Below are 24,357 nucleotides of genomic sequence, written 5' to 3' on the forward strand. Positions count from 1 at the left end.
AATGGAACTGACCGTTAAACTCCAGGTATTTGAGGGACCGCTGGATCTGCTTTTGTATCTGCTCGAAAAGAATAAAGTGAATATCTATGATATTCCGATTGTGGAGATCACGGAACAGTATATGGAGTATATCCGGGAAATGAAACGACAGGATCTGGAGGTACTCAGTGAGTTCCTGGTTATGGCTGCAACGCTGATCGATATCAAATCACGCATGCTTCTCCCATCGAATCCGGACAGCGAAGAGGAAGAAGAAGATCCGCGTGCGGAACTGGTACAGCAGCTTCTGGAATACAAGATGTACAAATGTATGGCGTATGAACTAAAAGACCGGCAGATGGATGCCGGTCGTGTTATGTATAAGAAGCCGACGATTCCGGAGGAAGTGCGTGCGTATGAGCCGCCGGTTGACATCCACGAACTGATGTCGGACATTACGCTTTCACGTCTGCATGAAATTTTTGAGAGCATTATGAAAAAACAGCAGGATAAAATTGATCCTCTGCGGTCAAAGTTCGGAAAGATTGAAAAAGAAGAGGTATCACTGGAAGACAAGATGGAGGATCTGAAAAAATATGCGGCCGGACACAGGCACTTCAGTTTCCGGGGACTTTTGACGGCACAGTCATCGAAAGTGGAAGTGATCGTTACGTTTCTTGCGATTCTGGAGCTGATGAAAATGGGAACGATACGGATTTCGCAGGAACATATTTTTGATGATATCCAGATTGATTCGAAAGTTGCAGCATAGATTATCATGTATTGCAGGATGGACGGAAAATATGGAAGAAAAAAAATACAAGGCAATTATAGAAGGAATTCTGTTTTCTATGGGAGAATCCGTAGAACTGGAAAAAATTGCAGGAGCTCTTGGACTTGATCAGAAGAAAACAAAGGAACTGATCGATGAAATGAGAAACGAGTGGGAAGAACAGAAACGCGGCGTTACCATCACGGAGCTGGATGGAGCCTACCAGATGTGCACCAGACCCGAAATTTACGAATATCTGATTAAAATTGCAAAGCAGCCCAAACGCCGGGTTTTAACCGATGTTCTTTTGGAGACGCTTTCCATTATTGCATATAAGCAGCCGGTGACAAAGATGGAAATAGAAAAAATACGTGGCGTGTCATCGGATCATGCGGTAAACAAACTGGTGGAATATCATCTGGTGTGTGAACTTGGAAGACTTGATGCACCGGGGCGTCCGTTACTTTTCGGAACAACAGAAGAATTTTTACGCAGTTTCGGCGTACATTCAATCGATGATCTGCCGGTACTCAGTCCGGTACAGGTGGAAGAGTTTAAGCAGGAAGCAGAAGAAGAGATGCATGTGAAACTGGACGTATAAAAGAAGCAGGAATAATCATATACATAGAATAAAAATGTATATGGTTATTTTTTTATGTTTCAAAAAAGAATCTGCACAAAAATAGTAAGTCTGTTGCTGGTAATCGGATGTCTGATGAGCGAACCGGTTTTGGCAGAAAAGCAAAAAGAACCCGAAGCGCAGACACTGTATTCAAAATCCTGCGCCATGGTGGATGGTGACAGTGGGCGCCTTTTGTATGGAAAAGAGGCACAGACAGCACTGCCGAATGCAAGTACCACAAAAATTCTGACCTGTATCGTGGCGATGGAACAATGTAAGCCCGATGAAGTGGTCACATTCAGCACAAAAGCGGCATCACAGCCGAAGGTACATCTCGGGGCGAAAAAAGGAGAACAGTTCTATATGCAGGATCTGTGGTATGGGCTGATGCTGGAATCCTATAATGACTGTGCATATGCAATCGCAGAACATGTGGCGGGATCTGCAGAAAAATTTGCAGCACTTATGAATGAAAAAGCAAAGAAGATCGGGTGCACCGACAGCCATTTTGTAACACCGAACGGTCTGGATGCAAAGGATGAGCAGGGGGAACATCATACCACAGCATATGATCTGTGCAGGATTATGAGTTATTGCGCATGGAAGTCTCCGGTAAGCAAGCAGTTTCTGGAAGTGACGCAGACCCGGTCACATACATTTCAGAGCCTGGAGGGAACCGGATATGCTGTTTCCAATAAAAATGCCCTGCTGGATATGATGGATCATGTGATTACCGGAAAAACCGGATATACGTCCAAAGCCGGATATTGCTATGTGGCTGCACTTGAAGAAGGGGGGAGACATTATGCAATCGCACTTCTTGCCTGCGGCTGGCCGAACCACAAAAATTATAAGTGGTCCGATGCAAAGACACTGTTTCAATACGGAATGGATGCCTATCATCTGTATCGGGGATCGGAAGCATCCATGGAGCTGTCGGATATAGAGATTGCGCAGGGCTGTCGGAAAGAAACACTCGAGGAATGGGCTACCCATGCCAAACTGCCGGTTTATGTTGATACGGATATCACAAAACTGACGTTTTTGAAAAAAGACGGGGATACCGCTGAAATAAAGAAAGTATTGTCTGATCCGATAAGCCTTCCGGTCAAAAAAGGGCAGACGCTTGGACGTGTTTCCTACTGTATGAACGGCAGGGAAATTTACTCCGGAAAAATCAAAGCAGAGGTTTCCGTAAAAAAATGGTCTCCTGAAAAGTTTTTTCAAATTATGTGGAAAGAGGCACTGTTGGGCAAATAGGAAATTAGTCACAAAGAATTAGTGAAAAAATTAACAAATTATGTTGAAAAGAAGTGGGAAATGAGATACAATACAAACTAGCGGAAATTTTTATTTTTTATAGATGGAGGGCATAAAATGAGTAGTAACAATGAAAACTTGGCAATTCAGCGTATTGCTAAGTTGGTCGATGAGAACAGTTTTATGGAAATCGGTTCTCTCGTAACAGCACGTAGCACAGATTTTAATCTTACCGCTGCAAAGACCCCTTCAGATGGCGTTGTAATCGGTCATGGACTGATCGACGGCAATCTGGTATTTATTTACAGCCAGGATGCATCCGTATTAAACGGTACCATCGGAGAGATGCACGCAAAGAAGATTGCGTCTGTGTATGACATGGCAATGAAGATGGGAGCTCCTGTCATCGGTCTGATTGACTGTGGCGGTATTCGTCTTCAGGAGTCGGTTGATGCATTGGATGGGTTTGGAACTATTTATGCGAAGGAAGTAGCAGCTTCCGGTCTTGTACCTCAGATTTGTGGTGTATTTGGCAATTGTGGCGGCGGCCTTTCCGTTGTCCCGGCACTTTGCGATTTCGCGTTCATTGAAGAGAAGAAAGGACGCATGTTTGTAAATGCTCCGGATGCAATCGAAGGCAATAACACAGAAAAATGTGATACAGCCAGCGCAGCATTCCAGAGTGAAAATAACGGATGTGTAGATTTCGTTGGTTCAGAAGATGAGATCATGGAACAGATCCGTCAGCTGGTATGTATGCTTCCAAGCAACAATGAGGGAGATGTGTACACAGATGACTGTGAAGATGATTTAAATCGTGCCTGCGAGAGTATGGAGAATATGAAGGGAGATCCGAGATATCTGTTATCCCAGATTTCAGATAATAACGTATTCTTCGAGACAAAGGCAGATTATGCCAGGAATATGGTAACCGGACTGATCAAGTTAAACGGAATGACAGTCGGTGCTGTGGCAAACTGCAGCGAAGTATATGATGCAGAAGGCAAGAAAGCAGAGAGTTTTGACAAGTCCCTGACCGCGCAGGGATGCAACAAGGCAGCTGAATTTGTTCAGTTCTGTGATGCATTCTCAATCCCGGTACTTACCATTACAAATGTGAATGGATTGAAAAACTGCATGTGCTCTGAGAAGAAACTTGCAAAGGCACTTGCGAGAATGACTTACGCATTTTCCAATGCAACCTGTGCAAAGGTAAACCTGATCACAGGAGAGGCTTACGGAAGTGCGTATGTATTTATGAATTCCAAGTCTGTCGGAGCAGATCTTGTATACGCATGGAGCGGAGCAAAGATCGGTGCGATGGATTCTACTCTGGCTGCAAAGATTATGTATCCGGAAGCTGGTGCAGATGAGATCAAGCAGAAAGCTGCTGATTATGAAAAACTTCAGGATTCTGCCGCATCTGCTGCTGCAAGAGGATATGTGGATCGTCTGATTGATCCGGCAGATACCAGAAAATACCTTGTAGCTGCTTTTGAAATGCTTTATACAAAGTATGTAAGCGAGCCAGAAAAGAAACACGGTACCAAGTAGAAAGGTGAAGTTTTATGAAAAAGAGAATTGCTTTTGCACTTTGCATGATCCTGATGGTTCTGATGCTTGGTGCATGTGGAACAGACCCGACTACCGTGGATTACAATGGAAAGTCCTATTCAGATCTTCAGTCTGAAATGGATACCAATGCGGGCATGGTACAGAGTCTGGCTCAGTTGTTCAAAGAAAACAAACTGACAGCAGATACTCTTCCGGACGATGTAAAGGATCAGCTTACTTCAAGCTACGGTGTCACAGAGGCACAGATTGAAGCAGCTGCAAAGTGGCAGGATACTTTGGATGAGTTTGGTGAAATGAAAAAGATCGAAGACGATACTTTTGAGGTTACCAAATCCGGTAAGACACTTACCACAGATATGACCATCAAGTTCGCGAAGAAAGATGTGAATTTCGAAGTAGTATATGATTACTATTCCATGGATGTTACCGGTATTTCGGTAGATCCGATTTATACACTCGGTGAGAAAATGGAAAAGGCAGGACTGAATACTGTAATTTCTATGGCAGTTGTATTTGCTGTATTGATTCTGATCAGTCTTCTTATTTCCTGCTTTAAGATCTTCCCTTATCTGGAGAAAAAGAAAGCTGCCAAAGCAGCCGGACAGGCTCCACAGCAGGAAGAGACACCAGCCGCAGCACCGGCACCTGCCCCTGTTGCAGCACAGACAGATGACACTGAACTTATCGCAGTTATTGCAGCGGCAATCGCTGCAAGCACCGGAACTTCTACCAGTGATTTCGTAGTTCGTTCCATCAATCGTAGATAGGATAGAAAGAAAATTTAGGAGGAACATATTCATGAAGAATTATACAATTACCGTAAATGGTAACGTTTATGATGTTACAGTAGAAGAGACCGGAAGCACATCCGGCGCAGCAACACCGAGACGTACAGCTGCAAAGCCAGCTGCAGCACCGGCAGCACCAGCTGCTTCAGCAGGAGCCGGAAACATTAAGATCGAAGCAGGAGCAGCCGGAAAGGTATTCAAGATTGAGAAGAAAGTCGGCGATGCTGTAAAGAAGGGAGACACTGTCCTGGTTCTTGAGATCATGAAGATGGAGACACCAGTCGTTGCTCCGGAAGACGGAACTGTTGCAAGTATCGATGTAGCAGTTGGTGATGCCGTAGAATCTGGTGCATTACTCGCTACATTAAACTAATCCAAGGAGGAAAACACTGTGAGTTATGTAGGTGAAACATTATCGAACCTCCTGCATCAGACAGCCTTTTTCAATCTGACCTGGGGAAATTATGTTATGATTTTAGTGGCATTTATTTTCCTGTATCTTGCGATTAAGAAAGGTTTTGAGCCATTACTGTTAGTTCCGATTGCATTTGGTATGCTTCTGGTAAATATTTACCCGGATATCATCGCAAGCCCGGAACAGACCAGCAACGGCGTGGGCGGTTTACTTTATTATTTTTACACATTGGATGAGTGGTCTATTTTACCATCTCTGATCTTTATGGGTGTAGGTGCAATGACAGACTTTGGTCCGCTGATTGCAAACCCAATCAGTTTCCTTATGGGAGCTGCCGCACAGTTTGGTATCTTCAGCGCATACTTCCTTGCAATTATACTTGGATTTAATGACAAGGCTGCCGCTGCCGTATCTATCATCGGTGGAGCAGATGGACCTACTTCCATTTTCCTGGCTGGTAAGTTGGGACAGACCGGTCTGATGGGACCGATCGCCGTGGCTGCATATTCCTATATGGCACTTGTGCCGATCATTCAGCCACCTATCATGAAGTTATTTACAACAAAGAAGGAACGTGCGATCAAGATGCAGAACCTTCGTCCGGTCAGCAAGCTGGAGAAGATCCTCTTCCCAATCGTTGTTACCGTTGTTGTCTGCGTACTGCTTCCTACCACAGCACCACTTGTTGGTATGCTGATGCTTGGAAACCTCTTCCGTGAGTCTGGCGTTGTTCGTCAGCTGCAGGAGACTGCAAGTAACGCACTGATGTACATTGTCGTTATCTTACTGGGTACCTCTGTTGGTGCAACTACCAGTGCAGAAGCTTTCTTAAATGCAAGCACCTTAAAGATCGTTGTATTAGGTCTTGTTGCATTTATGGTTGGTACTGCTGCCGGAGTTTTATTTGGTAAGTTATTATGCTGGATTACCAAGGGCAAGATTAACCCTCTGATTGGTTCTGCCGGTGTATCTGCCGTGCCTATGGCAGCCCGTGTATCCCAGAAGGTTGGTGCAGAGGAGGATCCTACAAACTTCCTGCTCATGCATGCAATGGGACCAAACGTTGCCGGCGTTATCGGTACTGCGGTAGCTGCGGGATGTTTCATGGCTATATTTGGAATTTAATAAGGAGGAAAAGTCATGTCAGAAGTGGTAAAAAAACCATTAAAAATAACAGAAACTGTTTTGCGTGATGCCCATCAGTCACTGATTGCTACACGTATGACAACAGAGCAGATGCTTCCGATTATCCCAAAGATGGATAAGGTTGGATTCAATGCTGTAGAGTGCTGGGGTGGTGCGACATTTGATGCCTGCCTGAGATTCTTAAAAGAGGATCCATGGGATCGTCTTCGTAAATTAAGAGACGGATTTAAAAATACAAAACTGCAGATGCTGTTCCGTGGACAGAATATCTTAGGATATCGTCCGTATGCAGATGATGTGGTAGAGTATTTTGTACAGAAGTCAATTGCAAACGGAATTGACATCATCCGTATTTTTGACTGCTTAAATGATATCCGTAACCTGCAGACAGCAGTTACTGCATGTAACAAGGAAAAAGGTCATGCACAGGTAGCTCTTTCCTACACCCTTGGAGATGCTTATACTCTGGATTACTGGATGGAGATGGCAAAGCGTGTAGAGGATATGGGAGCTGATTCTCTCTGTATCAAGGATATGGCAGGTCTTTTAGTTCCTGCTAAGGCTACAGAGCTTGTACAGGCACTGAAGGATTCTACCTCTCTTCCGGTAGAACTTCATACACATTATACTTCCGGTGTAGCTTCCATGACATATATGAAGGCAGTAGAGGCCGGTGTAGATATCATTGATACTGCAATGTCTCCATTTGCTCTTGGAACCAGCCAGCCTGCAACAGAGGTTATGGTAGAGGCTTTCAAGAACACACCATACGATACCGGTCTTGATCTGAATCTGTTAAGTGAGATCGCAGATTACTTCCGTCCGTTACGTGAAGAGGCACTTGCAAGCGGTCTGATGAACCCGAAGGTACTTGGTGTAAACATCAACACTCTTCGTTATCAGGTACCGGGTGGTATGCTTTCCAACCTGATTTCCCAGCTCAAGGAGCAGGGAAAAGAGGACAAGTACGAGGAAGTGCTTGCAGAGGTTCCGCGTGTACGTAAAGACCTTGGTGAGCCACCGCTTGTTACTCCGTCTTCCCAGATCGTTGGTACACAGGCTGTATTTAACGTATTGATGGGAGAGCGTTATAAAGTCGCAACAAAGGAGACAAAGGATATTCTTCTTGGTAAGTACGGCCAGACCGTTAAACCATTCAATCCGGAAGTTGTTGACAAGGTTCTCGGAGAGGATAAAAAGAATGCAATCACCTGTCGTCCGGCAGATCTTCTTGAGCCGGAGCTTGATAAGATTGAAGCTGAGATGAAACAGTACAAGCAGCAGGATGAGGATGTATTATCCTATGCATTGTTCCCACAGGTTGCTACTGATTTCTTCAAATACCGTGAGGCACAGCAGACTGGCGTAGACGCAAAGACTGCTGATACAAAGAACGGAGCATATCCGGTATAGTCATATCCGGTTTCTACGAAAAAGACGCATCAGATCTGGTGCGTCTTTTTTGATGGGAAAAATTCTTTTTGCATGAAATCTTGCATTTTCCGGTTAAAGTGATACAATCAAAAGTGCTGTTTGTGGCACAGCTTTTATGGGATAAAGAGGAGAATATGATGTCAAATACCAATGATCTGTTAAACCGGATTAATAATTGTTACAGTTCGATGAGCAAGGGACAGAAACTGCTTGCAACTTACATTACAGATAATTATGATAAAGCGGTATTTTTAACAGCCGCAAAGATGGGGGAAACGGTCGGTGTCAGTGAGTCGACCGTTGTACGTTTCGCAACATATCTTGGATATAAAGGATATCCGGAATTTCAGCGTGCCTTAGAAGAACTGGTGCGCAATAAATTAAACTCCGTACAGCGCATGGAGGTAACCTACGGAAGAATCAGTCAGTCGAAGATTTTAGAGACAGTTTTATCGGCAGACGCGGACAAGATCAAAACGACACTGGAAAAAATTGATCACAGTGCGTTTGAGGTGGCCGTCTCGACAATCCTTGAGGCAAAAAATATTTATATTGTCGGGATCAGAAGCTGTGCGCCGCTTGCAAGTTTTCTCGGATTTTATCTGAATCTGATGTTTGATAATGTGCGTCTGCTTACGACAAACAGTTCGAGTGAACTGTTTGAACAGATGGTAAGAATCGGGGAAAATGACGTTATTATCGGAATCAGTTTCCCACGATATTCCATGCGGACATTAAAGGCATTGGAATTTGCAAATAACCGGAGTGCAAAAGTAATTACAATTACTGACAGCATACATTCACCGATGAATCTGTATTCTTCCTGCAATCTCATTGCGGACAGTGATATGGCATCCATTGTGGATTCCCTTGTCGCACCGCTTTCCGTTATCAATGCGCTGGTAGTGGCTCTGTGCATGAAGAAACAGAAAGAAGTGGCGGGAACGCTGACGATGTTAGAAGACATCTGGGATGAGTATCAGGTATATGAAAACGATGAGATCAATTATATTGATGATTCGATTAAGGTACATTATGCAAAATTAGGGGATATCGATAATGAGTAAAGTAATCGTGATCGGTGGAGGACCGGCGGGAATGATGGCTGCGTATGCGGCAGCGGAGAGCGGACATGCAGTGACGCTTTTAGAACAGAATGAAAAACTCGGAAAAAAGCTGTTTATTACGGGAAAAGGGCGCTGCAATCTGACGAATGCCAGTGATATGGAACAGCTGTTTGCCAATGTAGTCAGCAACCGTAAATTTTTATACAGTGCTTTTTACTCCTATGACAATGAGCAGGTGATTTCTTTTTTTGAGAGTCATGGAATGCCTACAAAAACAGAGCGTGGGAACCGTGTATTTCCTGTGTCGGATCATTCTTCCGATGTGATTGCGGCGTTATCCACCGCATTGCGGGGGCAGCATGTGGAAGTTTTACTGCATACAAAGGTAAATCGTCTGCTGCTTGAAAAGAGGGATGAAGAAAAGCGTGTTACCGGTGTTGAGCTGGCTGATCATACAAAAATGCATGCGGACGCAGTGATTGTTGCAACTGGAGGAATTTCCTATCCTTCAACAGGGGCAACGGGGGACGGTTACCGCATGGCAGAAGAGAGCGGACATAAGATGGTATCGCCGACACCGGCACTGGTTCCGATGGAAATGAAAGAACCGTGGGTCAGGGATCTGCAGGGCCTTTCGCTGCGCAATGTCCGTATGTCGGTTACCCGGGGAAAGAAAAAACTGTATGAGGATTTTGGAGAGATGCTTTTTACGCATTTCGGTGTCAGTGGTCCGCTGGTATTGTCGGCAAGCGGATGTATCCCGGCAAAAGCATTTGACCAGGAGCTTTCCATGACGATTGATCTGAAACCGGCACTGGATGTGGAACAGCTTGATCACCGGATCTTAAGGGAATTTGATGAAATGAAAAATAAGCAGTTTAAAAATTCTCTGGGGCATTTGCTCCCGGCAAAAATGATACCCGTTATGATTGCGTTATCAGGCATTGATCCAGATACAAAGGTGAATGAAATATCCAGGGAACAGAGACAGAATCTGTTACATCTGTTTAAAAATATGCCGCTTACAATTACAGGGCTTCGCGATTTTAAAGAGGCAATTATAACAAAGGGCGGTGTTTCCGTGAAAGATATCAATCCTTCCACGATGGAGTCAAAACTTGTGCAGGGGCTGTATTTCTGCGGCGAGGTGCTGGATCTGGATGCACTTACCGGTGGCTATAATCTTCAGATTGCCTGGTCCACCGGACACCTGGCGGGAATATCCGTTTTGTAATTTCAAAGATAAATAATTTATTTCAAAGGAGAATAGAAAATGGCATTTAATATTGCAATTGATGGACCGGCAGGAGCCGGAAAAAGTACAATCGCCAAAAAACTTGCGGCGGATCTGGGGTATGTGTATGTGGATACCGGTGCAATGTACCGCGCGATGGCATATTATTTTTTACAGAATCATATCGATGCTTCCGATGAGCAGGCGATTGCGGCTGCCTGTCCGAAGGTAGACGTGACCATTCAGTATATGGGCGGAGAACAGCAGGTGATCTTAAATGGAGAGAACGTAAACGGCGTTATCCGGAAAGAGGAAGTCGGCAACATGGCCAGCGCGACCAGTGTTTATCCAGTGGTTCGTACAAAACTGGTAGAATTGCAGAGACAGCTTGCTGCAAAGGAAAATGTGATTATGGATGGAAGAGATATCGGTACGGTTGTCCTTCCGAATGCCAATGTGAAAATTTATCTCACTGCAAGCTCGAAAGTGCGGGCAAAGCGCCGCTTTGATGAGCTGACAGCAAAAGGTGTATCCTGTGATATGGATGCGATAGAAAAAGATATTATTGAGCGCGATTACCGGGATATGCACCGGGAAACTTCCCCGTTAAAACAGGCGGATGATGCTGTCCTTTTAGATTCATCGGATCTGGATATTGACGGCGTTGTTGAAGAAATGAAAAAAATAATCAAGAAGGCGGAATAGACAAAAATGAAGCTGACGATTGCAAAAAGTGCCGGGTATTGCTTCGGCGTGAAACGGGCAGTAAATATGGTATATCAGGAAGCAGAAGAGGCAAAAGTTCCGGTATATACGTATGGGCCGATCATTCACAATGAAGAAGTAGTCAGGGACCTTAAACAGCGTGGAGTTCATGTGGTCAGGGAGCTCAAAGAACTTGAGAATCTTCCAAAAGGAAAGATTATCATCCGTTCACACGGTATCAGCCGCAGAGAACATGAAGCAATGAAGGCATGCGGATTTGAAGTGCTGGATGCAACCTGTCCGTTTGTCCTGAAAATTCACCGACTTGTGGAGAAGTACAGCAAAGAAGGGTATCGGATTGTGATTGCCGGAAACGAACATCACCCGGAAGTGGAAGGAATTCTCGGATGGGTGGAAGGACAGCCTGCCTATACGGTCACAAGTCAGGAAGATATTGAAAAATTACCGTTAAAAGAGGGAGAAAAAGTCTGTCTGGTGGCACAGACGACATTTAACTACAATAAATTTCAAGAATTAGTTGAAATTATAAAGAAAAAAGGTTATGATATAAGTGTTTTAGATACAATCTGCAATGCAACGGAGGAAAGACAGACGGAAGCACGCAAAATTGCTGCGGAGTCGGATCTCATGATTGTCATTGGTGACAAGCATAGCTCCAATACGCAAAAATTGTATGAAATATCTAAAAAGGAATGTGCAAATACTTACTATATACAAACGAGTAAAGATATGGATTATCATCAGATACAATCCATCAATAACGTAGGTATTACCGCAGGGGCTTCAACCCCAAACAATATCATCGAGGAGGTTTCAAAGAATGTCAGAAATGAGCTTTGAACAAATGTTGGAAGAATCTTTAAAAACAATAAGAAATGGAGAAGTGGTAGAGGGTACCGTTATTGATGTTAAGCCAGATGAAATCATCCTGAATATCGGCTACAAATCAGATGGAATCATTACACGTAATGAATATACAAACGAGCCAAATGTAGACCTTACTACAGTCGTAAAAGCCGGCGATACCTTAGAAGCCAAAGTTGTAAAAGTAAACGATGGTGAGGGACAGGTTCTCCTTTCTTACAAGCGTCTCGCAGCAGAGAAGGGAAACAAGAGATTAGAGGAAGCATTCGAAAATCAGGAAATTTTAAAGGCAAAAGTCAGCCAGGTACTTACCGGTGGTGTATGTGTCAATGTAGATGAGACAAGAGTATTTATCCCGGCAAGCCTTGTATCTGACACATATGAGAAAGACTTAAGCAAGTTCAAGGATCAGGAAATCGAGTTTGTTATCACAGAGTTTGATCCTAGAAAGAGAAGAATCATTGGTAACCGCAAGACCTTATTACTTGCAAAGAAGGCAGAGCTTCAGAAAGAACTGTTTGCAAAGATCAAAGTCGGCGATGTAATCGAAGGAACTGTAAAGAATGTTACAGATTTCGGTGCATTCATCGACCTGGGCGGAGTAGACGGATTACTTCATATCTCAGAGATGTCATGGGGCAGAGTTGAGAATCCTAAGAAAGTATTTACTGTTGGACAGAAAGTTCGCGTATTTATCAAGAATATTACAGATACCAAGATTGCACTCAGCATGAAATTTGAGGATGAGAATCCTTGGAATGGTGCTGCAGAGAAGTATGCCGTTGGCAACGTGGTAAAAGGAAAAGTTGCACGTATGACAGATTTCGGTGCATTCGTAGAGCTTGCTCCTGGTGTTGATGCATTACTTCATGTATCACAGATCTCCCAGGAACATGTAGAGAAGCCTTCTGATGTATTAAAGATTGGTCAGGAAGTTGAAGCAAAGATCGTAGACTTCAACGAAGAAGAAAAGAAGATCAGCTTAAGCATTAAGGCTCTTGCAGCTCCGGCTGAAGATGCTGAGACAGAGGAATAATTCACTGTAAATTTTCATAGGTAAGAAGTTGCCTTCGGGCAGCTTCTTATTGTTTATAGGGGGTAAAAGTCTATGTTTGACAATTATGAAAAATTCAAAAAAGACGTCTATGCTCTGACAAAAATCGATTTGAATTATTACAAAGAAAAACAGATGCGCAGACGAATTGATACGATTGCGACAAAGCATGGCTGCAGCAATTATGATGAGTATATCCGTGTGCTGAAGACAGACAAGGACAAATTTGAGGCATTTGTCAATTTTCTTACAATCAATGTCTCTGAGTTTTACCGTAATCCGGATCAGTGGAAGCTGATGGATGAGAATGTTATTCCGAAACTTATCAAACAGCATGGAAAAAATCTGCATGTGTGGAGTGCAGCCTGTTCGACAGGAGATGAACCGTATTCTCTTGTCATGGCATTATCCAAACATATTCCGCTTTCCAACATTCATATTACGGCAACCGATCTGGACAAGCAGGTTCTTCAGAAAGCGCAGGTTGGTCTGTACAATGAAAAGAGCATTGCAAATGTGCCGCCGGAATTTAAACGCAAGTATTTTAAACAGATCGGAAAATCATTTCAGATTTCGGATGAAATCAAGCGCTGCGTGACGTTTAAAGAACACAATCTGTTAAAAGATCCGTATCCAAGGGATTTTGATATGATTCTCTGCAGAAATGTGGTTATCTATTTTACAGATGATGCAAAAGACATGATTTATCAAAAATTCCATCAGTCACTGAAGAGTCATGGGGTTTTATTTATCGGAAGTACAGAACAAATTACCAATTATAAAGAACTTGGATTTGACAGACTCAGCAGTTTTTATTTTGAAAAGAATGTTTAAACCAATAAAAATGCATGTTTTTATGCCTAAAACATAAGAACATGCATTTTTGCAGTCTTAAATTATTATTTTTTTCCCATCATATTTTTTAAGATGTGATCAATATAGCGGCGCAACATGATATCAGAGGTACAAAAATCATCCGTCATCTCAAAATAACTGATTTTATCCTTATACTCTTTACGGAACTCCGGTTGCATAACATTGTTGTATTGCGGAAGAAATTTGCCGGATTTGCGCGTATAACAGTTACTTGCTTTGGCATTTTCCCGGTATTCTTTGTCTACAAATGAGGCAACACTTTTGTGTATTGCCATATCTTCTTTTTTCAGATAATAGTAATCCCTGTAATTGGAATAAAAATAATGCAGTTCACCTTCGTAGACCGGAATACGAAGAGAAGTGCGGTTTTTTCCGATCATCAGATAAAAACAATCCTGTTTACAGGAAAGCTGACGCGGAACGGGATAGTTGTTTTGCATGGTGATGATCCATTCCTCCCCTTCGGTTCCGTCATATGCGTGGTAATGGTCGATCCGGTGGGAGAGGATGGTGTACTGACCGTTTAATACTTCCAGATAAGATAAAACAGAGAGCAGATCAATCATGTGCAGAACATCTTCGTAATTATGAATATGAAGAAGATGCATCGTTTCTTCTGTCGGATGTTTCACATGCGTGAAATATACATGGATCAGATCCCCTCCCGTCTTTTCGTCTTCTCTTTTAAGACCCAGAAAGGATTCTATGGTTTTTTGCTTATAGTTTTCCAGTTTCAATAAAAATTTGATCGAAGAAACCGATTTAAATATATCCAGGTATTCAAAATCCCGAAAATGTTCCGGAATCTTATAATGGTCTGCTTTTGCCTTCAGGTAAGGAATGTCGAATCCCACACCGTTAAACGTAATGATGGTGGTATATGGTGACAGCATCTGAAAAAATGTGACGAGGATTTCAGCTTCTTCTTCCGGTTTTTCAGCAAAAAACTGTTCAATACAGATCCGGTTGCTTTTGCGTCTGGCACATCCAATCATATAGAGTGTGGAATTTGCAGGTGAAAACCCGGTAGTTTCTATGTCAAAAAATATAGAGTGTTCATCAAAAAGCTGGTCGGTGAGAGCGTCCTGACAGAGATCGGGGATTTCTTCATGAAACGTTTTCATAAATTCTCCTTTATATAACGTTTGGATTTTGTCTGTGTGTCTGGATTATACCATAAATCTCATTTTTCGTCATGTTTCTTTGTATTAAAAAGAATACAAAATATTCAGAAAAAATTAAAAATTTTACTACATACATGGTTAAAAAGTGCTATAATTTAATGTGAATTATGTTATAAACTATATGGTTTAGACAAAAAAATAAGGAAAGAGGGCACAAGGATGGGTTTGAAAACATTTATAGGCGGCGTACATCCCTATGAAGGCAAAGAACTTGCCAAGGATGCGCCAATCAAAGAAGTTCTACCCAAAGGAGAACTGGTTTTTCCATTGTCACAGCATATTGGTGCACCAGCCACTCCAATTGTCGCTGTAGGGGATAGCGTAAAGAAAGGGCAGAAGATTGCAGAAGCCGGCGGCTTTGTATCTTCTCCGATTTATTCTTCGGTATCCGGTACAGTGAAGAAAATTGAACCACGGCGTGTGGCAGTCGGTGATATGGTGAATTCCATTGTAATCGAGAGTGACGATCAGTTTACGGAGTGTGAGTATTCACCGGTGGATGATGTGACATCCTTATCCAGGGAGAAAATCATTGATCGAATTAAGGAGGCCGGTGTGGTTGGTATGGGAGGCGCAGGTTTCCCGACACATGTAAAACTGTCTCCGAAAGAGCCGGAAAAAATCGAGTATATTATTGCAAACTGCGCAGAATGCGAGCCATATCTGACTGCAGATTACCGCAGAATGATCGAAAATCCGGAAGATCTGGTTGCAGGTATGAAGATCATACTGCAGCTGTTTGACCATGCAAAAGGTGTGTTTGGCGTCGAAAATAACAAACCGGATGCAATTGCAAAACTGAAGGAACTGATTAAGGATGAGCCCCGGATGGAGGTCTGTGAATTGCTGACAAAGTATCCGCAGGGAGGAGAGCGTCAGCTGATCTACGCAGTGACCGGACGCGAAATCAATTCCAAAATGCTTCCTGCAGATGCAGGCTGTATCGTGGACAACGTAGAAACCATGATTGCAATCAAGCATGCAGTAAAAGATGGAGTTCCTGTGATGAAGCGAATTGCTACAATCACCGGAGACGCAATTACCACCCCGTCAAACTTTTTGTACAGTATGGGTACACCATACGAGCAGCTGGTGGAAGCTGCCGGAGGATTTAAAGTACAGCCACAGAAACTGGTATCCGGCGGTCCTATGATGGGATTTGCCATTTTTGGACTGGATGTTCCTACCACAAAGACGACTTCTTCTCTGTTATGTCTAGGAAAAGATGAGGTGGCAGAGTTTGAACCGCTCGCATGCATCAGCTGTGGCCGGTGTGTGGAAGCGTGTCCGGAAAAACTGATTCCAAGCAGGCTTGCAAAGTTCAGTGAACACGGACAAAAGGATGAGTTTGAACGCTGGCATGGACTAGAGTGCATCGAGTGCGGAAGCTGCAGTTATGTATGTCCTTCCCGCAGACAGGTGGCACAGTCCGTCAAGACAATGAAGAAACTCGTATTAGCAGATAAGAGAAAGAAAAAATAAGAGAAAGAGGTGGATTGTTGTGAGTGAGAAATATCAGGTTTCGTCTTCACCACATGTGCGTGCCAAGGACTCCACAAGCAGAGTTATGCTGTATGTGATCATCGCGTTGCTGCCGGCAACCCTGTTTGGTATCTGGAATTTTGGAATGCATGCATTACTTTTGATTTTAGTTACCATCGCAAGCTGTCTGGCTTCCGAATGGATTTTTGATAAGATCGTACATAAAAAAAACAGCCTGCCGGATCTGAGTGCGGTTGTCACCGGACTTCTTCTGGCACTGAACCTGCCGGCAGGACTTCCATGGTGGGAGGCTGTGATTGGCAGTGTATTTGCCATTGTCATTGTAAAGATGATGTTTGGCGGACTGGGACAAAACTTCATGAACCCGGCACTGGGTGGAAGATGTTTTCTGCTGATTGCTTTTGCCGCAGACATGACAAATTTCAAGAATTCTAAGTTTGAGGCATATTCCGGGGCAACACCGCTTGCCATGATCAGAAATGAAGGACTTTCTTCCGTCAATGTCATGGATATGCTGACCGGAAAGATTCCGGGAACCATCGGTGAGACATCCGTGATCGCAATCCTGATTGGTGCGATTATCCTGATTCTTCTGGGCGTTATCACATTACGGATTCCGGCTGCTTACCTGATTACATTTGCGGTATTTATGCTGATCTTTGGCAAGGAACCGATGAATGCCAATTATCTGGTTGCAGAACTGTGCGGTGGTGGTCTGATGCTTGGTGCATTCTTTATGGCAACCGATTATGTGACTTCACCGATTACACCGGCCGGTCAGATTATTTACGGTATCTGCTGTGGCCTGTTAACCGGTATTTTCCGCTGTTTCGGAGCAAATGCAGAGGGTGTTTCTTTTGCAATCATCCTGAGCAATATTTTAGTACCGATTATTGAGAAGTTTACAATTCCGAGAGCTTTTGGACTGGCAAAGGAGGCAAAGAAGAATGAATAAACAGATTATACATGACGCTTTGGTTTTGACAGCCTTTACCCTTGTGATCGGCGTGATTTTAGGGGCGGTATATGGAATTACAAAGGCTCCGATTGACAAAGCCAACGAGCAGACCAAAAAAGAAGCGTATCAGGCAGTGTTTGCGGATGCCTCTGGGTTCAACCAGCAGGAGTATGATGCGGATGCCGCAGACAAAATGGTTGCAGATGCAGGATATGACGATACGATTGACGATGTCGAGCAGGCCGTAGATAAAGATGGCAATGCACTGGGATATGTCATTACCGTTACCGCAAAAGACGGAAGCCAGGGAAGTATTACATTTTCCGTTGGTATCAAAAATGATGGAACCGTCAACGGATATTCGATTACCGATATTTCCGAGACACCGGGACTTGGTATGAAAGCAGAAGAGGAAGATTTCTACAGCCAGTTTGAAAACAAAACGGTAGACAAGTTTACGGTTGTAAAACAAAAACCGGCATCGGATGATCAGATTGAGGCAATTACCGGATCTACCATTACTTCAAAGGCAATGGCAAATGGCTGTAATGCAGCCATCTATTACTTCCAGAATGCGTTAGGAGGTGCTCAGTAATGAACAAGTATGTAGAACGTTTGTATAATGGTGTGATCAAAGAGAATCCTACCTTTGTCCTGATGCTTGGTATGTGTCCGACACTTGCGGTTACATCTTCAGCGATCAACGGACTTGGCATGGGACTCTCTACCCTTGTGGTACTGGTATTTTCCAACCTTTTGATTTCACTGTTCCGTAAGGTGATTCCAAACGGCGTGCGTATGCCGGCCTATATCGTGATTGTTGCATCACTTGTTACGGTCGTACAGTTTCTGATGCAGGCATATCTTCCAAGCCTTTCTAAGGCACTTGGTGTGTATATTCCGCTGATCGTTGTAAACTGTATCATTCTTGGCCGTGCAGAAAGCTATGCATCCAAGAATGGACCAATCGAATCTATTTTTGATGGAATTGGTATGGGACTTGGATTTACCATGGGTCTGACCATCATCGGACTGATCCGTGAGATCCTTGGTGCCGGAACCTTTTTCGGACTTCCGTTCCTTTCCGCAATCAAAGGATTTACTCCGATCACGATTTTCATCATGGCACCGGGAGCATTCCTTGTATTGGCATTCCTTGTAGCCGGAATGAATATTATCCGTAAAAAGATGGAAGCAAAGGGCAAACCGCTTGCAGAGCCGGCAGGATGTTTATCCGGAGACTGTGCACACTGTGGTCAGTCCGCACTTTGTACAGGAAAGAGTGCAGGAGCTTCTGATCAGGAACAGGCATAAGGAGGGAGAGAGACGATGAGTACATTAGCTGAACTGGTTTTGATCGCGGTAGGTTCTGCGATCGTAAACAACGTAGTATTGAGTCAGTTCCTTGGTATCTGTCCGTTCCTTGGTGTATCCAAGAAAACAGAGACAGCTGCTGGTATGGGAGGCGCCGTAATTTTCGTTATTACGATCTCTTCTTTCATTACCGGACTGATCTATAAATTTATTCTGGCCAATCCGTTTCTCGTGAAAAAGGGAATTGATCTGACCTATTTAAAGACCATTGTATTTATTCTGGTTATTGCAGCACTGGTACAGTTTGTAGAAATGTTTTTAAAGAAGAGCATGCCATCACTGTATCAGTCACTGGGTGTTTACCTGCCGCTGATTACCACAAACTGTGCGGTACTTGGTGTAGCCTTAAACTGTGTTACTTATGATTACAATCTCTTAGAGGGTGTTGTTTACGGATTTTCCACAGCATTTGGTTTCTTTATCGCAATCGTATTGATGGCGGGAATCCGTGAAAAAATTGAGTACAATGATATCCCGAAGACATTTAGGGGTACAGCGATTGTTCTGATCACTGCCTGCCTGATGTCCATTGCCTTTATGGGATTCTCAGGAATGATTTAGGAGGGAAAAGACGTATGATAACTGGAATTATTGTCGCAGCTGTTGTTGTCGGCTGCGTAGGAATTATTCTTGGATTTTTCCTCGGAATCGCCGGAGAAAAGTTCAAGGTAGAGACTGATCCGAGAGAGGATGCGATCTTAGAAGTTCTCCCGGGAAATAACTGTGGTGGCTGTGGATATGCCGGATGTTCCGGACTTGCTGCGGCAATCGCAAAGGGAGAGGCACCGGTCAATCAGTGTCCGGTCGGTGGAGAGCCGGTTGCCGCAAAGATTGGCGAGATCATGGGTGTTTCTGCCGGGGCTTCGGTAAAAAAAGTCGCTTTTGTCAAGTGTGCCGGAACCTGTGAGAAAGCAAAACAGGATTACGAGTATACCGGAGTGGAAGATTGTGCGGCAATGGCATTTGTTCCAAATGGCGGACCAAAGTCCTGCAATTATGGATGTCTGGGATTTGGAAATTGTGTGAAAGCATGTCCGTTTGATGCGATCCATGTCGTAGATGGTATTGCAAAAGTCGATCCGAAGGTCTGCAAGGCCTGCGGAAAATGTGTGGCTGCATGTCCGAAGCATCTGATTGAACTTGTACCATATGAGGCAATGCACCTCGTACAGTGCAGTTCCAAAGACAAGGGCAAGGATGTCATGAGTGCATGTTCCGTTGGATGTATCGGCTGTCATCTCTGTGAGAAGAACTGTCCGTCTGATGCGATTCATGTGGTAGACAACATTGCATACATCGATCAGGAAAAATGTACAGGCTGCGGAATCTGTGCAGAAAAGTGTCCGAAAAAGATTATTTTATAACAAGAAATAACCCCATGCAGGGTCAGCCTGCATGGGGTATTTTTATGCAGAGTTTTTCAGAACACGAAAATCAGGAGGCATGAAACTGTATGGAATCATCCCGGTTGATTCCGGAACTGCATGTAATTGTTCCGTCATCGGAGACAAAGATGGCTTCCACGCCATCGGTCTGTTCCACCAGCTGCATTCCCTTTTTTAATCCGAGGGAAAAACAGGTTGTGCTGAGTGCATCCCCGTCCATGGAGATGTTACTGATGATGGTTACCTGATAGAGATGGTTCTCGACCGGATATCCGGTCGAGGTGTCTAAAATATGGTGATACAGTTTGCCGTTGACCCGGTAATAGCGCTCATAAATACCGGAAGAAACAACCGAAGCATCGGATACGTTTAAGGTGCCAAGTGACGTACCGGTTTCGGAAAATGGTTTCTGGATACCAATGGTATAGGAAGAGTGATCTGCCTTTTTCCCAAGAGTCAGGACATTTCCCCCAAGGCTGATCACGCCGGAGGTGATTCCTTTTTTGTTCAGGAAACTTCGCATTTCATCCGCAATGAAACCTTTCGCAATTCCGCCAAGGTCAATTTTGGCCTGCGGATCTTTCAACCGCACCTGATTTCCTTTGATCTCAATATTTTTATAGTTGACATGTGCCAGTGCCGCTTCAATTTTTTCCGGGGAAGGGACAACCGATGCATCGACTTCGTTCTCATCGGATTTTGCGGTTTCTGCAATCTCTGAAAAATTCCACAGATCCGAGAGGGTACCGATGGTAATATCAAATGTTCCATCACTGATTTTTCCATACCGGATACCATCTTTGATCAGGGAGAGGGTATCGCTGCTGACTGTCACAAACTGGCCGTTTGCCTCGTTAATCTTTGAAACTTCACTGTCTGTGATGGTGTTTGAAAGTTTCTTTTCGTAGTTTCCTGCCAGGGAAAAGCAATCATCCAATATCTTTTCATCACGGGTTCCATAGAGGGTAACCGTGATCATCGTATCAAAATAAAATCCCGTTTTGGATATTTTCCCGGAATTGGCAGAGCAGCCACAAAAAAGTGATGCAATAAGGCAAAGAAGCGTTGTGGGCAACAGAATGTATCTGATGTATTTTTGTTGTTTCATAAAAATCCTCTCCGTAAAATTTTATACAGATTAATATACTCCATTTTATGGCAGGCGGCAAGCTTTGTTGTTTTTTTTCGGAAGATATGGTAAAGTATTTAAAGGTATGCATAAGTAAAGAAAATCGAGGAATAAAGTACAATGGACAGTAAACTGAATTATAAACGTATCGTGATCAAAATCGGTTCTTCCTCTCTGACGCACGCAGAGACCGGCCGTTTAAATCTTGCCAAAATGGAACACCTGGTCAGGCAGCTGAGTGATCTGCACAATCAGGGAATGGATGTCTGTCTGGTAAGTTCCGGTGCGATTGCCGTGGGAAGGGCTGCCATGGGCGTGAAGGAACGTCCGTCCGAGACATCGGTAAAGCAGGCATGTGCGGCTGTGGGACAGGCAAAACTGATGATGGTTTACCAGAAACTGTTTGCGGAATATTCACAGACCGCAGGGCAGATTCTGCTGACAAAAAATACAATGGTAAATCCGGTATCCCGTGCGAATGCAAAGAATACATTTGACGAACTGTTCCATCTCGGGGTGGTTCCGGTCGTGAATGAGAACGATACGGTCAGTACCTATGAGATGCAGTTTGGTGACAATGATACGCTGTCGGCACTGGTCGCTTCCATGGTGGGGGCAGATCTTTTGATCCTGCTTTCCGATATTGACGGACTTTATACGGATGATCCGCACAAAAACCCGGAGGCAAGGCTGCTTAAAGTCGTAGATGCTATTGATGAAAACATTTATGGAATGGCTAAAGAATCTACCGGCAGCAATGTCGGAACCGGCGGGATGGCGACAAAACTTGCCGCAGCAAAGATTGCAACATTATCCGGAACGGATATGATCATTGCAAATGGCGGGGATGTCCGCATCCTGCAGGATATTTTCGAAAATGATTATGTGGGAACGTTATTTACGGCTAATGAAAATGCAAACTTTAACCTTGCAAATTATATTATGGAGACGATAGGCTGATGACAAACGAAAAAATTGCACGCATCAATGAATTATACAAAAAATCCAAAGCAGAAGGATTGAGCGAAGAAGAAAAGAAGGAACAGGCACTGCTGCGTCAGGAATATGTCGCTTCGGTAAAGGCAAATCTGCGCAATCAGCTTAACAATATTGACATGATGAATGCAGATGGATCTGTGGAAAATCTTGGAGAAAAATATGGATCAAAAACAAGAACTTCGTAAACGGATGAAGGAAAAGAGAGACCGGATTTCTCCGCAGGAGAGGCGGCAGAAGAGCGCAAAAATCTGTGAGCGGCTGCTGTCGGCACCGGAGTATGCCAGATTTCAGAAAATTCTGGTTTATGCCGCGATTAGAAGCGAAGTCGAATTGCAGCTTTTCTGCGATCAGGCACTTCGGGACAGAAAACATATTTTTTTCCCGAAGGTGTGTGGGAAGGAAATGGAGTTTTACCGGATTGAGGATTCCGGACAGTTAAAAAAGGGAATGTTTTCTGTCCCGGAACCGGATGTCAAACAATATCCGCTTTCTTCTTTTGCAGAGAATGGGGAGGCATGGATTCTTGTCCCCGGTGTTGCATTCGACGAAAAGGGGATGCGGCTCGGATACGGAGGAGGATTTTACGATCGTTACCTGAAGCAGAAAGAAAATCTGCACAGGACAGGAATTGCGTTTGGAGAACAGATCGTCAAAAGAATTCCAACGGAAATACATGATCATCCTATGGATGATGTGATCACAGAACAACAATGGTATCGTCCGAAACGGACAACAGGAGGAGAATGACAATGGATGCAAAACTGCAGGAACTGTGCCGGCAGGCACATGAAGACCGGATCAGGGTTGGAATGCTGGATACCGATACAAAAAACAGAACACTCGAACTGGCTGCGGACGCGCTTATGGCACATGAGCAGGAAATTTTAGAGGCCAATGCAATAGATATGGAGCGGGGACGTGAGCGCAATATGCCACAGGGACTTTTAGACCGCCTGAAGCTGGATCATGACCGTCTTCTGGGAATGGCAGACGGACTCCGGCAGGTGGCGAAACTGGAAGATCCCATCGGGGAAGTGATGTCCATGCGAAAACGACCGAACGGACTGATCATTGGAAAAGTGCGTGTAGCCATCGGTGTCGTTGGCATTATCTTTGAGGCCCGCCCGAATGTTACTTCCGATGCGTTCGGTCTGTGTTTTAAGTCCGGAAACTGTGCAATTTTAAAGGGTGGAAGTGATGCCATCCATTCGAACATTGCGATTGTTTCTGCCATGCAGGAGGCACTTCGCAGGATGAATATTCCAAAAGGGGCACTCAGTCTGATCGAGAGCACAGATCGGGAAACCACCAATGCGTTTATGAAAATGAAGGATTATGTGGATCTGCTGATTCCAAGAGGCGGCAGGGGACTGATCCAGAGTGTGGTAAATAATGCGACGATTCCGGTTATTGAAACCGGAACCGGAAACTGTCATGTTTATGTGGATCAGTTTGCGGATCAGGAGATGGCGGTCAATATCATTAAAAATGCAAAGACACAGCGGATCGGTGTATGCAATGCCTGCGAATCCATTGTGGTGCACCGGGCAATTGCAAAAGAGTTTCTTCCAAAGCTGTATGCAGCATTAAAAGAATATGATGTGGAGATGCGCGGTGATTCCTATGCCGTCGAATGTCTGGGACCGGATCAGCCACTGGTAAAAGATGCGACAGAAGAAGACTGGGGAACAGAGTATCTGGATTATATTATGTCGGTAAAGATTGTAGACAGCCTGGACGAGGCAATCGCGCATATCAATAAGTACAATACCTCCCATTCCGAGGCGATTATAACCAAAAATTATGATGTGGCACAGAGATTTTTAAATGAAATTGATTCCGCCTGTGTCTATGTGAATGCATCCACCCGTTTTTCCGATGGAAATGAATTTGGTCTTGGCGCAGAGATCGGAATCAGCACACAGAAATTACATGCCAGAGGTCCGATGGGGCTTGAGGCACTTACCAGTTATAAATATATTATTTATGGAAACGGTCAGGTTCGTCCATAAA

At 44.0% G+C, this 24,357-nt stretch carries 26 protein-coding genes; 24 read left to right on the top strand and 2 right to left on the bottom strand.

The genetic code is table 11. The features are described 5' to 3' along the window. Nucleotide 1 precedes the first annotated feature (1 nt). The 14 genes from DXD06_RS00630 to DXD06_RS00695 all read left to right on the top strand — a co-directional run bounded on the left by DXD06_RS00630 (nt 2) and on the right by DXD06_RS00695 (nt 13,770). Nucleotides 2–751 carry a segregation and condensation protein A gene (locus tag DXD06_RS00630; RefSeq protein ID WP_117830291.1) on the top strand — a complete coding sequence of 250 codons (750 nt, stop codon included), beginning with the start codon at nt 2–4 and terminating at the stop codon, nt 749–751. A 31-nt stretch (nt 752–782) separates the two neighbouring features. After that, nucleotides 783–1,352: an SMC-Scp complex subunit ScpB gene (gene scpB / locus DXD06_RS00635; RefSeq protein WP_117830293.1), complete on the top strand. Its 570-nt coding sequence runs from the start codon at nt 783–785 to the stop codon at nt 1,350–1,352. Between the two features lie 54 nt (nt 1,353–1,406). Then, nucleotides 1,407–2,633, top strand: a complete 1,227-nt coding sequence (locus DXD06_RS00640; protein ID WP_117830295.1) for a D-alanyl-D-alanine carboxypeptidase family protein — start codon at nt 1,407–1,409, stop codon at nt 2,631–2,633. A 117-nt stretch (nt 2,634–2,750) separates the two neighbouring features. Further along, entirely contained in the window at nt 2,751–4,187 is a 1,437-nt protein-coding gene (locus DXD06_RS00645) for an acyl-CoA carboxylase subunit beta (RefSeq protein ID WP_022046623.1), read from the top strand. A gap of 14 nt (nt 4,188–4,201) precedes the next feature. Then, nucleotides 4,202–4,975: an OadG family protein gene (locus tag DXD06_RS00650; protein WP_117830298.1), complete on the top strand. Its 774-nt coding sequence runs from the start codon at nt 4,202–4,204 to the stop codon at nt 4,973–4,975. A 31-nt stretch (nt 4,976–5,006) separates the two neighbouring features. Beyond that, on the top strand, nt 5,007–5,369 hold the full coding sequence (locus DXD06_RS00655; protein ID WP_117830299.1) for a biotin/lipoyl-containing protein: 363 nt from the start codon (nt 5,007–5,009) through the stop codon (nt 5,367–5,369). A gap of 18 nt (nt 5,370–5,387) precedes the next feature. Further along, nucleotides 5,388–6,536, top strand: coding sequence for a sodium ion-translocating decarboxylase subunit beta (locus DXD06_RS00660; RefSeq protein WP_117830300.1), 1,149 nt, complete (start codon nt 5,388–5,390; stop codon nt 6,534–6,536). Between the two features lie 15 nt (nt 6,537–6,551). Next, a complete protein-coding gene (locus DXD06_RS00665) occupies nt 6,552–7,970 on the top strand; it encodes an oxaloacetate decarboxylase subunit alpha (protein WP_055067880.1) in 1,419 nt (472 codons plus the stop codon). 158 nt (nt 7,971–8,128) lie between these two features. Then, nucleotides 8,129–9,058, top strand: a complete 930-nt coding sequence (locus DXD06_RS00670) for a MurR/RpiR family transcriptional regulator (RefSeq protein ID WP_117830466.1) — start codon at nt 8,129–8,131, stop codon at nt 9,056–9,058. After that, nucleotides 9,051–10,292, top strand: a complete 1,242-nt coding sequence (locus DXD06_RS00675) for an NAD(P)/FAD-dependent oxidoreductase (RefSeq protein ID WP_117830301.1) — start codon at nt 9,051–9,053, stop codon at nt 10,290–10,292. Before DXD06_RS00670 ends, DXD06_RS00675 begins: the two co-directional genes overlap by 8 nt. 39 nt (nt 10,293–10,331) lie before the next feature. Continuing rightward, nucleotides 10,332–10,997 (top strand): (d)CMP kinase, encoded by a 666-nt coding sequence (gene cmk / locus DXD06_RS00680; protein WP_117830302.1) that lies wholly within the window; start codon nt 10,332–10,334, stop codon nt 10,995–10,997. Nucleotides 10,998–11,003: 6 nt separating this feature from the next. Continuing rightward, entirely contained in the window at nt 11,004–11,858 is an 855-nt protein-coding gene (ispH, locus tag DXD06_RS00685) for a 4-hydroxy-3-methylbut-2-enyl diphosphate reductase (RefSeq protein ID WP_022046615.1), read from the top strand. Continuing rightward, nucleotides 11,839–12,918 carry a 30S ribosomal protein S1 gene (gene rpsA, locus DXD06_RS00690; RefSeq protein ID WP_055067878.1) on the top strand — a complete coding sequence of 360 codons (1,080 nt, stop codon included), beginning with the start codon at nt 11,839–11,841 and terminating at the stop codon, nt 12,916–12,918. The genes ispH and rpsA overlap by 20 nt, the downstream gene beginning before the upstream one ends. Nucleotides 12,919–12,990: 72 nt before the next feature. Then, on the top strand, nt 12,991–13,770 hold the full coding sequence (locus DXD06_RS00695) for a CheR family methyltransferase (protein ID WP_117830303.1): 780 nt from the start codon (nt 12,991–12,993) through the stop codon (nt 13,768–13,770). A 65-nt stretch (nt 13,771–13,835) separates the two neighbouring features. Here DXD06_RS00695 and DXD06_RS00700 read toward each other — a convergent pair whose 3' ends face one another. Continuing rightward, nucleotides 13,836–14,936 carry a ribonuclease H-like domain-containing protein gene (locus DXD06_RS00700; RefSeq protein WP_117830304.1) on the bottom strand — a complete coding sequence of 367 codons (1,101 nt, stop codon included), beginning with the start codon at nt 14,934–14,936 and terminating at the stop codon, nt 13,836–13,838. A gap of 219 nt (nt 14,937–15,155) precedes the next feature. Here DXD06_RS00700 and rsxC point away from each other — a divergent pair, with 219 nt between their 5' ends. Genes rsxC through rnfB form a run of 6 tightly spaced genes read left to right on the top strand, consistent with a single transcriptional unit; the run spans nt 15,156 to nt 20,195 of the window. Further along, nucleotides 15,156–16,478 carry an electron transport complex subunit RsxC gene (gene rsxC, locus DXD06_RS00705; RefSeq protein ID WP_117830305.1) on the top strand — a complete coding sequence of 441 codons (1,323 nt, stop codon included), beginning with the start codon at nt 15,156–15,158 and terminating at the stop codon, nt 16,476–16,478. A 19-nt stretch (nt 16,479–16,497) separates the two neighbouring features. Beyond that, nucleotides 16,498–17,454, top strand: coding sequence for an RnfABCDGE type electron transport complex subunit D (locus DXD06_RS00710; RefSeq protein WP_117830306.1), 957 nt, complete (start codon nt 16,498–16,500; stop codon nt 17,452–17,454). Further along, nucleotides 17,447–18,052, top strand: a complete 606-nt coding sequence (locus tag DXD06_RS00715) for an RnfABCDGE type electron transport complex subunit G (RefSeq protein ID WP_055067874.1) — start codon at nt 17,447–17,449, stop codon at nt 18,050–18,052. The genes DXD06_RS00710 and DXD06_RS00715 overlap by 8 nt, the downstream gene beginning before the upstream one ends. Continuing rightward, nucleotides 18,052–18,771: an electron transport complex subunit RsxE gene (gene rsxE, locus DXD06_RS00720; RefSeq protein ID WP_022046608.1), complete on the top strand. Its 720-nt coding sequence runs from the start codon at nt 18,052–18,054 to the stop codon at nt 18,769–18,771. Before DXD06_RS00715 ends, rsxE begins: the two co-directional genes overlap by 1 nt. A 15-nt stretch (nt 18,772–18,786) precedes the next feature. Continuing rightward, nucleotides 18,787–19,392 (top strand): electron transport complex protein RnfA, encoded by a 606-nt coding sequence (locus tag DXD06_RS00725; RefSeq protein ID WP_022046607.1) that lies wholly within the window; start codon nt 18,787–18,789, stop codon nt 19,390–19,392. A 14-nt stretch (nt 19,393–19,406) separates the two neighbouring features. Beyond that, nucleotides 19,407–20,195, top strand: a complete 789-nt coding sequence (gene rnfB / locus DXD06_RS00730) for an RnfABCDGE type electron transport complex subunit B (RefSeq protein WP_117830307.1) — start codon at nt 19,407–19,409, stop codon at nt 20,193–20,195. Between the two features lie 70 nt (nt 20,196–20,265). Here rnfB and DXD06_RS00735 read toward each other — a convergent pair whose 3' ends face one another. Continuing rightward, nucleotides 20,266–21,324, bottom strand: coding sequence for an FAD:protein FMN transferase (locus DXD06_RS00735; protein ID WP_117830308.1), 1,059 nt, complete (start codon nt 21,322–21,324; stop codon nt 20,266–20,268). 141 nt (nt 21,325–21,465) lie between these two features. Between DXD06_RS00735 and proB the strand changes: the two genes are divergently transcribed. The 4 genes from proB to DXD06_RS00755 are packed head-to-tail and all read left to right on the top strand — an operon-like array spanning nt 21,466 to nt 24,356. Beyond that, nucleotides 21,466–22,305, top strand: a complete 840-nt coding sequence (gene proB, locus DXD06_RS00740; protein WP_117830309.1) for a glutamate 5-kinase — start codon at nt 21,466–21,468, stop codon at nt 22,303–22,305. Further along, nucleotides 22,305–22,529 carry a DUF896 domain-containing protein gene (locus tag DXD06_RS00745; protein ID WP_022046603.1) on the top strand — a complete coding sequence of 75 codons (225 nt, stop codon included), beginning with the start codon at nt 22,305–22,307 and terminating at the stop codon, nt 22,527–22,529. Before proB ends, DXD06_RS00745 begins: the two co-directional genes overlap by 1 nt. Beyond that, a complete protein-coding gene (locus DXD06_RS00750) occupies nt 22,504–23,091 on the top strand; it encodes a 5-formyltetrahydrofolate cyclo-ligase (protein WP_158569450.1) in 588 nt (195 codons plus the stop codon). Before DXD06_RS00745 ends, DXD06_RS00750 begins: the two co-directional genes overlap by 26 nt. Nucleotides 23,092–23,093: 2 nt before the next feature. Next, entirely contained in the window at nt 23,094–24,356 is a 1,263-nt protein-coding gene (locus DXD06_RS00755; RefSeq protein ID WP_022046601.1) for a glutamate-5-semialdehyde dehydrogenase, read from the top strand. Nucleotide 24,357: the final 1 nt, after the last annotated feature.

Origin of the sequence: Roseburia sp. TF10-5 (genome assembly GCF_003462365.1) — a bacterium.
GTDB classification, from domain to species: domain Bacteria; phylum Bacillota; class Clostridia; order Lachnospirales; family Lachnospiraceae; genus Roseburia; species Roseburia faecis.

Coding starts and splice junctions, on each gene's coding strand:
- DXD06_RS00630 (WP_117830291.1), top strand. CDS start 2: ATGGAACTGACCGTTAAACTCCAGGTATTTGAGGGACCGCTGGATCTG.
- scpB (WP_117830293.1), top strand. CDS start 783: ATGGAAGAAAAAAAATACAAGGCAATTATAGAAGGAATTCTGTTTTCT.
- DXD06_RS00640 (WP_117830295.1), top strand. CDS start 1,407: ATGTTTCAAAAAAGAATCTGCACAAAAATAGTAAGTCTGTTGCTGGTA.
- DXD06_RS00645 (WP_022046623.1), top strand. CDS start 2,751: ATGAGTAGTAACAATGAAAACTTGGCAATTCAGCGTATTGCTAAGTTG.
- DXD06_RS00650 (WP_117830298.1), top strand. CDS start 4,202: ATGAAAAAGAGAATTGCTTTTGCACTTTGCATGATCCTGATGGTTCTG.
- DXD06_RS00655 (WP_117830299.1), top strand. CDS start 5,007: ATGAAGAATTATACAATTACCGTAAATGGTAACGTTTATGATGTTACA.
- DXD06_RS00665 (WP_055067880.1), top strand. CDS start 6,552: ATGTCAGAAGTGGTAAAAAAACCATTAAAAATAACAGAAACTGTTTTG.
- DXD06_RS00670 (WP_117830466.1), top strand. CDS start 8,129: ATGTCAAATACCAATGATCTGTTAAACCGGATTAATAATTGTTACAGT.
- DXD06_RS00675 (WP_117830301.1), top strand. CDS start 9,051: ATGAGTAAAGTAATCGTGATCGGTGGAGGACCGGCGGGAATGATGGCT.
- cmk (WP_117830302.1), top strand. CDS start 10,332: ATGGCATTTAATATTGCAATTGATGGACCGGCAGGAGCCGGAAAAAGT.
- ispH (WP_022046615.1), top strand. CDS start 11,004: ATGAAGCTGACGATTGCAAAAAGTGCCGGGTATTGCTTCGGCGTGAAA.
- rpsA (WP_055067878.1), top strand. CDS start 11,839: ATGTCAGAAATGAGCTTTGAACAAATGTTGGAAGAATCTTTAAAAACA.
- DXD06_RS00695 (WP_117830303.1), top strand. CDS start 12,991: ATGTTTGACAATTATGAAAAATTCAAAAAAGACGTCTATGCTCTGACA.
- DXD06_RS00700 (WP_117830304.1), bottom strand. CDS start 14,936: ATGAAAACGTTTCATGAAGAAATCCCCGATCTCTGTCAGGACGCTCTC.
- rsxC (WP_117830305.1), top strand. CDS start 15,156: ATGGGTTTGAAAACATTTATAGGCGGCGTACATCCCTATGAAGGCAAA.
- DXD06_RS00715 (WP_055067874.1), top strand. CDS start 17,447: ATGAATAAACAGATTATACATGACGCTTTGGTTTTGACAGCCTTTACC.
- rsxE (WP_022046608.1), top strand. CDS start 18,052: ATGAACAAGTATGTAGAACGTTTGTATAATGGTGTGATCAAAGAGAAT.
- DXD06_RS00725 (WP_022046607.1), top strand. CDS start 18,787: ATGAGTACATTAGCTGAACTGGTTTTGATCGCGGTAGGTTCTGCGATC.
- rnfB (WP_117830307.1), top strand. CDS start 19,407: ATGATAACTGGAATTATTGTCGCAGCTGTTGTTGTCGGCTGCGTAGGA.
- DXD06_RS00735 (WP_117830308.1), bottom strand. CDS start 21,324: ATGAAACAACAAAAATACATCAGATACATTCTGTTGCCCACAACGCTT.
- proB (WP_117830309.1), top strand. CDS start 21,466: ATGGACAGTAAACTGAATTATAAACGTATCGTGATCAAAATCGGTTCT.
- DXD06_RS00745 (WP_022046603.1), top strand. CDS start 22,305: ATGACAAACGAAAAAATTGCACGCATCAATGAATTATACAAAAAATCC.
- DXD06_RS00750 (WP_158569450.1), top strand. CDS start 22,504: ATGGATCAAAAACAAGAACTTCGTAAACGGATGAAGGAAAAGAGAGAC.
- DXD06_RS00755 (WP_022046601.1), top strand. CDS start 23,094: ATGGATGCAAAACTGCAGGAACTGTGCCGGCAGGCACATGAAGACCGG.